The sequence below is a fragment of the Sphingomonas sp. CD22 genome (assembly GCF_034556155.1).
GTDB lineage: Bacteria > Pseudomonadota > Alphaproteobacteria > Sphingomonadales > Sphingomonadaceae > Sphingomonas.
The window spans coordinates 56398-64916 of sequence record NZ_JAYDYX010000014.1 but is presented as its reverse complement, the minus strand read 5'-3'; the positions used below and the strand labels follow the sequence as shown (position 1 = coordinate 64916).

General features: G+C 58.0%; 8 protein-coding genes. 2 read left to right on the top strand and 6 right to left on the bottom strand.

Features of this window, described 5'->3' with window-relative positions:
* Nucleotides 1-684, top strand: a 684-nt coding sequence (locus tag SFC76_RS19120; protein ID WP_322851007.1) for a transposase, incomplete at its 5' end; no start/stop codon positions are given.
* A gap of 488 nt (nt 685-1172) precedes the next feature.
* On the opposite strand, the gene SFC76_RS19115 is transcribed toward SFC76_RS19120, so the two are convergent.
* The 4 genes from SFC76_RS19115 to SFC76_RS19100 all read right to left on the bottom strand — a co-directional run bounded on the left by SFC76_RS19115 (nt 1173) and on the right by SFC76_RS19100 (nt 6216).
* A complete protein-coding gene (locus SFC76_RS19115; RefSeq protein ID WP_322851006.1) occupies nt 1173-1538 on the bottom strand; it encodes a hypothetical protein in 366 nt (121 codons plus the stop codon).
* A 1408-nt stretch (nt 1539-2946) separates the two neighbouring features.
* On the bottom strand, nt 2947-3216 hold the full coding sequence (locus tag SFC76_RS19110) for a hypothetical protein (protein ID WP_322851005.1): 270 nt from the start codon (nt 3214-3216) through the stop codon (nt 2947-2949).
* Nucleotides 3217-4914: 1698 nt separating this feature from the next.
* Nucleotides 4915-5325, bottom strand: a complete 411-nt coding sequence (locus SFC76_RS19105) for a hypothetical protein (protein ID WP_322851004.1) — start codon at nt 5323-5325, stop codon at nt 4915-4917.
* A 444-nt stretch (nt 5326-5769) separates the two neighbouring features.
* The gene (locus SFC76_RS19100) at nt 5770-6216 is read right to left on the bottom strand and encodes a hypothetical protein (protein WP_322851003.1); all 447 of its coding nucleotides are present in this window, start codon (nt 6214-6216) and stop codon (nt 5770-5772) included.
* A gap of 789 nt (nt 6217-7005) precedes the next feature.
* On the opposite strand from SFC76_RS19100, the gene SFC76_RS19095 reads away from it, so the two are divergent.
* Nucleotides 7006-7335, top strand: a complete 330-nt coding sequence (locus tag SFC76_RS19095) for a hypothetical protein (protein ID WP_322851002.1) — start codon at nt 7006-7008, stop codon at nt 7333-7335.
* 281 nt (nt 7336-7616) lie between these two features.
* Here the strand turns inward: SFC76_RS19095 and SFC76_RS19090 are convergent, their stop codons facing one another.
* Together SFC76_RS19090 and SFC76_RS19085 are read right to left on the bottom strand one after the other, a co-directional pair.
* Entirely contained in the window at nt 7617-8090 is a 474-nt protein-coding gene (locus SFC76_RS19090) for a hypothetical protein (RefSeq protein ID WP_322851001.1), read from the bottom strand.
* Between the two features lie 98 nt (nt 8091-8188).
* Nucleotides 8189-8458 (bottom strand): hypothetical protein, encoded by a 270-nt coding sequence (locus tag SFC76_RS19085; protein ID WP_322851000.1) that lies wholly within the window; start codon nt 8456-8458, stop codon nt 8189-8191.
* Nucleotides 8459-8519 lie beyond the last annotated feature (61 nt).

Here is an 8519-nt window from a genome sequence, read left to right as displayed (position 1 = left end):
TCGCCCGACGGTAGTCGCTGGGTGTCATCACGACCCGCGTTCCTCCTGCCGGTACGCGTCCTGGGTAAGCTGTTTCGTCGCCTGTTCCTGACCCGGCTGATGTCGCTGCACGAAACTGGGCGCCTCGCGTTCTACGGCAGGCACGCGCACCTCGCCGACCGGCGTGCATTCCTGCGGCACCTGTCCCCGGTCAGGAAGAAGCGCTGGGTTGTCTACGCCAAGCCGCCGTTTGCCGGCCCCGAGACGGTGCTCGCCTATCTGTCGCGCTACACGCACCGCGTTGCGATTTCGAACAGCCGGATCCTGCGCTTCGACCAGACCGGCGTTACCTTCCGCTATAAAGATTATCGCCGGGGCGGCGCCGACCGCCAGCAGGTTATGACGCTGACCGCCGACGAGTTCATCCGCCGCTTCTTGCTCCACGTCCTGCCGAAGGGCTTCCACCGCATCCGCCACTATGGCCTGCTAGCAGGCGCCACCCGCAAGGCGCATCTCGAACGAGCTCGCGAACTGCTCGGGGTCGCACCGCCCGCGGCGTCCGACGCACGAGCCGAACCGGACGACATCCGGCCGCCATGCCCGTGTTGCGGCGGGCGTATGTTGGTCATCGAGACCTTCCTTCGCCAGCGCCAGGCCCGCGCTCCACCGGCTTCTGCGCCGTTATCCGGGATACAGGCGTCGTGACCCGGCACGGCCAAGGAGTTATCTATTTCGCAGGGCTCGTGCTCGCGGAGACGATGTTACCTGCGCCGATAGTCATCAGAGGGGCGGCAACATCGAGCAATGCCGCGCTGTCAGCGTTCGCGAAGCCATCATGCCCACCGGAATCCGGACAGTCTGCTCCCAAACTCGCGCCCACAACCGCCATGGCGCGGGCCACCAAAACCGGCCGGAAACCGAAAATCCCATAGCGCATCGCCTGCGGCCCGCGGGTTCGGGCTTCCAAGACTTTCGTACGCCTGCCGGCATCCGAAACTCTTCAGGTTAGCGGCCCGGCCGCTCTTGAGCGCCGAGCCAGCATAAGCCGCCATTCGTTCAGGTAGTGGGGCGGGCGGATGATCGGCCGGTTCTGGTGGTCAACGGACAGGCGGCTTTCGGGTACGAATGTGGCGGTAGCGGACGCTCGCCCGTTGGCTGCGTGGAGTGTACGCGATGGTGGAAAGCGGACATGCCTATCGCGAGCAATCTTGCGCGATCTGGCGCACCGAACGCAAGCTTTCCGGGAGAAAGTCGGGTTCCCGCGCGCCTATGAACGAGAGCATCAGCATCGGTTTGTCATTCTGCGACATGTCGGTCCCTAGCAAAACCTCCACGTCGTCACGAACCTTGGCATAAACATAGGTATGCACGGGGCCTTCGAAACCTTCACCTATATCGAGCGGGTGCGTATCCGTCGTTGATAACCCCGCGATCACGGCTTTCACTCCATCTATTGAGCATGGATTGTCGGGAAGGCGCTCCATCGCCAAGGTGTGCGCGCGATCGCTAGAACACGCTGAAAGAGCGATTAAAGCCTGAACCATCACTGCTAGCTTCATAGGTACACTGTGCGGCGCACGTGAGCGTTCTGCAATGTCTGCTTTTGGGCGATAGCTGCCATTCGCAAAAGCGCCGACATCGAAAGGAGATCACATGCCGAGGAAAGTCCGATACTAAAATGGCGGGGGATTTCTACGATATATTTGTAAGGAGATAATGGGTTTAGAACCCGTCACTTCCACTACCCACCTGTCACCCTGCCAAAACTGAAGTTGCGTTGTCGGTCCGCGAACCGAACTAGGCAAATCGACGTTACCCAGATGGCTCCAATTAAGCCCAGCCAGCACGCGAACTCCATCGCACCGGTCACGCTTAGGTGTGGTGTCATCTAAGCAAGTGACCGGAACTGAAGCACGGCCCGTCTCTGCTGCTTCAACTGAGAGATTGAGGACGGCCTCGACAATCCCGCGACCGAGCTGTGGCTCACTCGGTGGCAGTTGTGCGAAGTTATCCACGCGAGCGCACGCGGCATCCGTCGCGATTTGATCTAGAACGGTGGCAAGCGGCGCTTCGCTTATAGCAAAACGGCGCCGAGGCGCATTCGCTGCTTGCTCGGCCGCGTTTTGCGGTATCTTCCCGTGGAGCGTGTCGAAATGAACGACGATCCGGCGTGCGGTACAAAACCTGCCGCCAGCAGCCGTACCTGCTTCGTGGAAAACGACATGAGATAGAGGCATTTCGGGGAAGCCCTCCATCGACCGCCCCACCTCCACCTTTCGAATATCACCGTGCGGAAAGTCCCGCAAAAGAAGTGCCTCCAGCTCTCGTACCGACATCTGCTCTGCCCGCTGTCGGGTGAGGATTACATCTTGTGGCCCGATCGCAACCGGATCGCCCTGGGCGATCGTTGGAATTAAGCAACAGAGACCAGCGCCAAAAATCGCCGAGCGTAACCACATGGTCGATCTCACCTTTTCGGCTGCCTAACAATCAAAGCTGCCTATTAACCAAGAGAGCGGCAGTTTACAGGAAATGCCACAGAACGAATTAAGGTCGGCAATTGGGCGCGAGCGGACGTTCTTCAATGTCGCGTCGTGGTGGCGGACGCGTGTCAGCGTTGCGGCTTCCACCAAGCTCTAACCACCAGACACAGCCCACTGAGAAATGAGGCAAGCGCAAACCAACCGGCTGCGAGCGGTAGTTCCGGCACACAGAAGTCGAAGCAGTATTCTGGGGGTACAGGCTGGCCAAAGGTTCTCGCAAAAAGTCGTAGGTGACCCAGCACCGCGGCCTCAACGTAGCGCTTGATCACCAAGCCCTGATACAAGCCGGCGCACATCGCTCCAGCAAAGAAGACAATACTCCATAGCAGCCTATTGTCTTTCGGCATCATTGACGTTCCCCCCGCTATCCGCATCATTCGCCATCCGCTGAATATCCGCAATTGGGCGATAGCGGACATTCCGCCTACCGGCTGACGGCGAACATCTGTTTTAGCATGGACGACACATTCCTATCACGATCGGGTCGCACCGGAAGCTCAATCCGATCTCGAACGACGGTCGTGAGATAGTTAGCAATCTGCTCGACCGACGCTTCGGCTTTCAGCATTTCGAGCACTTGGGGCGCATACATGTCGTATTCGTCCGAAGCTCCTTCGATGCCCCGAACACCGATCGGGTCCCATGCCCACCGCAGGGCCGCTTGGACAATCCGTAAGCTTGCGTCGGTACTCATACATCGATCTTACGATCGATGCCGAAGGTCCACAATTGGCGATAGTGGACGGTGCGCTTCTGATTAGGAGCATGCATTGCTGATCGCCTGCTCGCTGTCATACTCGCGCGATGAGCAACCACAAAATCGTCGCAACATGCGTCCTCGCGCTCGTTGCAGCGCTGCTTATATATGCGGTCGTTCTACCCCTAGCCAGCGGGCTGTTCATCTGGCTGGGGTGGCAGGGCCGCTGATCCATCGAACTTATCAGGACGCCGTAGACGTGCGTGGTCCGTCCGTTCGTGGGCGCGAACGGTCCGTCCGGTATCGAGCGCCGATGCAAAGCTAACGAACCTGACACCGGCTCTCCCATTGAACTATGGTCAAACGGGAGTGGCCGAAATGGTAGACTGCGGAACGGCGGCTTTTGAAGCAATCGCTTAATAAGCGAACCAATGCCCTACTCCACGTCGCTGTATTCCTCCACGAGGTCCAAAGTGCGCGCCCTATAACAGTAAATCGGGACCCCACCGAGGCCGCCCTTTAGCCGCAGCTGAATGCAGGTTTTGTCAGGGAACGAGATGTCACGGGCGTATCGGTTCGACATCGCTGCTGACGGTGCCTCGTGCACCTTCGTCGCCCACCGCCTTGCGGCATCTTGTGCCTGTGCGATCGAGCCGTTCCAATCAGGCAAACGTCGTTCACGCTCAAGCGTACGCCACTCACCAATTTCATAGCCAATTACGAATGTGCCCACAATCGTAAGCGCAGCGAGGATGATCTTGGATGCTCTGTTCATACGATCAGAAAAGCACTTCTAACGTCCGCTTCCAAGGAAGCGATGAGCATTCACGAATGGCAAAGTTTGGGCGATAGCGGACGCGGATACCAACACCGCGGGAGTCGGATATTATTAGCAGCGGAACGGGCGGATTTGCTCGATCGCGGCGCAGGGCCTCTCCGCCGCTGGATGTCCGCCATCTGGGTTCGCGCGCAGCAAGGAAGTACCGCGCTCGCCCGTCGCGCGGTAAGCGCCGTTGTTCAATACTAGGCCATCATAGCGTGTGCGTTTAGACGTATGCCCCTCTCTCAATTGCGCTTTGCCGCTTGCGAGACGAACGAACTTATTCCGTGAAACGTGGATGTCTGCCGTTCGAAATAGCGTGCGGTGTGACGGTTGCGGTTGACGTAGGTCAGGTTGAAAGAGCTTCCTAGGAGTAGGTACCGTTGCAGAACACACTCGTAACTCTGTGGGTAGTGGGATCGTAAACTACGTTGATGATAGAGCACCCGCCATCTGCAGCGTCGGGCATATCATCGTAATTAACCCACCGCCTCTCCCCGGAAACAGGTCTATCATCTGGCCCGCATGGAACATCTACAAGAGTATCATCATGTGCGATTTCCGAACAACCTTCGGTAGGCCACCTATGACTTCCATCTCTAACGTCTGCATCGTAGAAAACTTCGATTTTGCCATCCGGCCTTATCGCGAAGTAACCGGCATATTTCCTTAAAGGTTGAGCGTCTTTCGGCACGACGACAGCGGCGTCGATCTCTCGTATCAGCTGGCTATGGCCACCCTGATATGCCGTACACGAAAGACATAATGGCAACAATGAAAGGGGGCGTATCGCAAACCTCATGCGATCATCTTCAAGAGTTTCTGTCATGCCCGCAAGTGGGCGCGACCGGTATGGGGGGAAGCGGATGTTCCGCTTACAGGAAGTCCGAGGGACGATGCGGACGCTTCCGGCCGATGAGGCGGGCGTTCGTGTGAGGCAGTCGCACTTCAAATCGTCGCAGTTCGCGCACAGCGTCCCTATCACCGGCTTTGGCGGCGCGAGCTAACCAGTAACGATAGCCGGTGAGGTCCCGTCGGTTGAAGGCGTTCATCGCCAAATGCTGCGCGCCGTTTGGATGGCCATGGCGGAAGGCCCGATAGGCAAGCCCTTCCTGGCTGAAGGGGTCAGCGATACGGCCCGGCTTTTCGAATGTGCTGCCAAGCTCCGTCATGGCGAGCGGATCGCGGCGAAGAGCAAGGTGCCACACAATCGGCATGGCAAAGCCGTTCTGGTAATCGTCACGAATACCCCAATACCGGGACCACAACTGTTCCGACTTCGTCATTCCCCTACGATGCAGACCGTTCGCAATGTCTGCAATTGGTGGCTAGCGGACGTCAGGGCTGACGCCGCAGACTTTGAGCATGCTGGCGGAGGAGCAGCATTATGGAGGCAAGGATACCAAGTAGATAGCCACCCCCTCGCAGTGCGAGAACGGTTTCTGTCTCTGATCCGGCATGCCCTCCAAAGCTCCCGATCGCGAAGCCGATCGCGAGGAAGCATCCTGCAAACCGCGCTTGAGCCGGTGTCCCAATCCGTCTGGCGAAAAACCAAGCAAGCCATCCATAAAACATAACGTTTCCTGCCGCGGCAACAATCGTGAGCATCAGACTACCTCGGAACGACGAGGTAGGACGGTAGAGGCCCACCAAGCTCGACACAACGTCCAAGACGGTATCTTAATCACAGAGTTCGAGTGACCGGTATTGGTCGTTAGAGGACCTAATGATCAGAAAAGCACCACCCCGTTTATCTCGACGTATGCTCCCGGCACGTTCGAACGATGAGGCGAACGACAAATCAGCCCATTGGGCGCGACAACGGTACGAGCACCTTGTAACTTCAACTCACGGGAAACTGTCATCATTGCAGCATTCGACGCACTCCAGTCGATTTGACCACGCTGGGAGTAGCAGATCTGAAACGCTTGCAACTTTTCGCCTAGCCAATTGCCAACAGCATTTTTTACGACACCAAGTTGCTCCGAGCCTACTTCGTTTTGCGCGTTCAAGCGGACGATGAATGGCCCCTCTGTCGGGTCGTAGATTTCTGTCACAGGCGGTGGTGGAGGAAGTACTGCTTGGTCAAGCAGCGAGAACGCTGAACCGGTTTCAGTGGACGCGATGCCCGCTAAGGCCGACGTCGATAGAGCGATGCAGAGTAAAGACGGGATCATACGGCGAAGGATATGCCTGTCCCGAATGTCCGCAAGTGGGCGAAAGCCGAATGGCCGCTCATTGCAGTTAGCGGACTTTCCGCGATGCACGCCGCGACAGCGATTTGATCGTGAAGCGACTAGCAAGAAGCGCGATCGGCGAGAGAACCGCGAGCGCCGTGAGATTTCCCATCAAAACATTACCGGGAGCGGGGCCGTCTGCCTCCATTGTGAGGATCCAGTATCCGAACGACACGAAGAGGAAGGTCGGTATAATCAGCGTCCCCAAAGTCACAGCGAGGGTATTGCTCTTCGTGGTAAATCGAATGACGGCTGTTACTGTGCCGGCAGTTAGAGCTACGCCCGCGACGATGCTGGCTAAGATGAACAATCCAGTGATCGCCCTATGATCGTGCCCGCGCCAGCGAATGTCCGCAAGTGGGCGATAGCGGACCGTCTGCTTTCGGGTTTAACGGACATCGACGCCTCGACGTGTCGGTACGAGGCGACTGTACAATCGAAAGGCAAGATCGAATATAACTGCCGATGCTGTCAGCAGGACATAGCCGAGCATCACAGTTGCGGGATCTCCGCCGCTTCTGCCTTCCCAAATCACGTAGATCGCGACTGCCAGCGTCAGGATGGCGAACAGCGGGTCGAAACGTAGCGGTCTCATAAGGGCATCTTACCCGACCGGTGACTGTCCGCAATTGGGCGAAAGCGGAGCGTCCGCTCATGGGTGTCACCGGCCGGCCCGCTTGTGATCGAGAGCAGTCGTCCAGTAGCGCCCACGGCGCTATGCCAGACGCTATGGTAAGTAGTGACACAAAAACCCGCCTCACAGCGATACTCGCTGCGGAAGAAGCATCTTTGGTAGATTGGTCGATCATAGATCGTCTCTGTGACGAGCTGGATCGCCATCTCGATGCATCCAGTGATGATATCCCCAAGATCGTCGCGCATTTCCTCTCCGACAGCGACATCCGGGCTCGTGATTCAGGCTATGGAGGGACGCAACGCGCCGCGATCCGCACTTATCTTGCTACCGGTGATTATTTCGACGGCGTCGCCGTCCCATGGTGGGGATGCTTTGCACTGGTAGCAGTCGTCGGGGGCGCTATCGCGTGGGCGTTGACTTAGCCAAACGACTGCTTCTGGGTTTAGCCGCCGATACCCAAGAGCATTGCCAGGAACGGAAAACCGATCAGCGTCAGGAATATAGTCCACCCTTCCCACGTCGCCGGAAAGTACGGTTTACCTCGACCAACGCGGAACCAGGCGGAGGGATGATTAAAGCGGGATCGCGACTTAGCCACGCCGATGAAGGTAGCCCGTGCTCGAATGTCCGCAAGTGGACGATTGCGGAAGGTCCGCTTGTGGATTGTTGGCTGCCGATGACCGTTCCCCGGCGGGGGCTATTTTCAGGGGTCAGGCCGTCGACTGATGTTCCGGCTGCGTGCGCCGCTTTCGAGAAAGGTGAGCGCTTTGTTTAGATGACCGGTTAACTGCTCTACCAGCCGTTGCGAGTCGTGCGCTGTCCAGAAGCGCGTCGGTAACCACCATGGCTTTCCCCAAAAATGGAGATACTCGCTCGGCCGCTGCACGAGGTTGCCCGAGCGAATCCAGGTATGAGGGAACGCGGCCTTACGCCGCGTCAGGTGAACCTGGAACGCGGGTCGGTGATGCTTGTCAAAGTTAAAAACAATGTCGTCGATCTCGTTGCCGAGCCTGCGCACTAGATTTATCTCGCCGCCGCCGACTGGCTGATCGAGATCGGCCCAAGAGGTCTCCGCCCATTCAAACCCTCTCTCAATTAGTGGCGGCACGAGCCGTTCCTCGACAAGCCCTGCCAGTGTAAGAAGTGGTTCGCCGCCGAGGCGGCACCAGTTAGTCAACCGTCCATGATGCTGCCTTCTTCGGTTCGCCACTCTTTGATTCCTCGAGAAGAGCCGTCGAATCATAGGCGGGGCCGGTGCTGTCCGCTACTGGGCGATCATCGTCGCTCGAATGCAATTGTCTCGTTTGTCGCGAAAGGCGGATTGACCACCGCCTCGTACCAATCGTTGCGAAATCCCGGCAGAGCAGAGAGGTGGGCAGTCAGTGCCTGCCACTCAGCCGCTTCTTCGTGGAAGGTCCAGAGACGGCCCTGTATCGCCACGGCGCAGCAGATCAGGTCCGTCGTGATCTCGTCGCGCTTGTAGAAAATGACCGCGTCGATCTCGGAAAGTGGTAGCTGGCCAAGGATGGCGAGATTGTTCGTCACCGCGTCATGCTGCCTTGCTGAACGATCGTCCGCAATCGGGAAGCGTGTCGGTGGCCGGGAG